Genomic DNA, 1,313 nt, shown 5'->3' on the forward strand with positions numbered 1-1,313 from the left:
TGTTGGCCAATGGCTTTGATCATGCCGCTTTCTTCCGCGATTGGGATGAAATCTAATGGTGAGATCATACCGCTTTCGCTATTCCAGCGAGCTAGGGCTTCGGCGCCACATACGTTACCACTCGCGAGATCGATGATCGGCTGATAATGAGGCACAAATTCGCGCTTGTCGATGCCCGTTTGCATCTTCGTGAGCAGTTGAGTACGAAACTTCGATGCGCTCGCGAGTTCTGGGCTGTAGTAACAAATGCCCGTCAGTGGATCTTGCTTCGCGTAGCTCAGAGCAATGCTGGCATTGCGTAGCCAAAGCGGCATGTTCTCACCATGCTTGGTTTGCACAATCCCTAGTGAGATCTTCATCACCACGCTTTCACCTTCAACCATAAATGGTGCTGCGAACAGTTGTTGTAGGCGACGTTCTGTTAAACGGATGTCTTCGTCTTTATCCATATCTGGCATAAACAGAGCGAACTCATCGCCACCAATTCGGGCCAGCATGGTGTTGTCTGGGAATTGTTGCTTCAGCCTTTCTGCGATGCTAACCAACAGCTGATCACCATTGTGGTGTCCCACGCTGTCGTTGATATCTCTAAATTTGTTGATCCCCAATAAGAACAAACTACCGTGACACAAATTGGGTTTGTTTTCGCAGATTTCGATTAATCCTTGGCGGCTGTAGAGTCGAGTTAATGAGTCATACACTAGCTGATCGCGCAGCGCCTTAAATGAGGCTTTGAGGTTGCTGGCCATTTCATTAAAGGCTTTTGCGAGCACGGTCGTTTCGTACACACGGCCAGGTTGGGGCATTGAGCTATCCCAATCGCCATTTGCTAGGTGTTGAGCCGCATCGGCAGTGGCGTTGATTGGTCGAGTCACGCGTTCGAATATGACCCAACTAAAGCCGATACCAAACAAGCTGACGACGATACCAACAATCCAGCTTTTCTCTTGGCTTTTCGGTAAGAGGCCAAGCAAATCCGATTCCGAGATAGAAGTGCCGATGAACCAAGTTAGACCGTTTGGATCGTAGTAGGGCGTGATGCGGCTAAAAATACGTTGGCCGCTGTGGTCAAACTCAAACGTGTACGGTTGGTCTGTATGGTACAAGTCAAAACCACGCACGCGGGAGGCGCTGATTTTGATGATCGGGTCTGCGCTTTCAGAGGCGAACAAGCGTTGGCCTTTATCCGAAAACTTTGTGCCCCAAGACACTACGCTTCCTGGGCCAGAATGTGCCACTAATCGGTGTTCTTGATCCATGATAAAGACCGATGCTTTGGTGTTCTTCTTGATGACGCGTAGAAACTCATTGAA

The 1,313-nt window shown here is 49.3% G+C and carries 1 protein-coding gene; it reads right to left on the reverse strand.

Annotated elements, in window-relative coordinates:
- Positions 1 to 1,313: diguanylate cyclase domain-containing protein (locus R7070_RS25415; protein WP_318141413.1), on the reverse strand; the 1,313-nt coding region annotated here is incomplete at both ends.

Source organism: Vibrio sp. 1557, assembly GCF_033340175.1.
GTDB lineage: Bacteria > Pseudomonadota > Gammaproteobacteria > Enterobacterales > Vibrionaceae > Vibrio > Vibrio alginolyticus.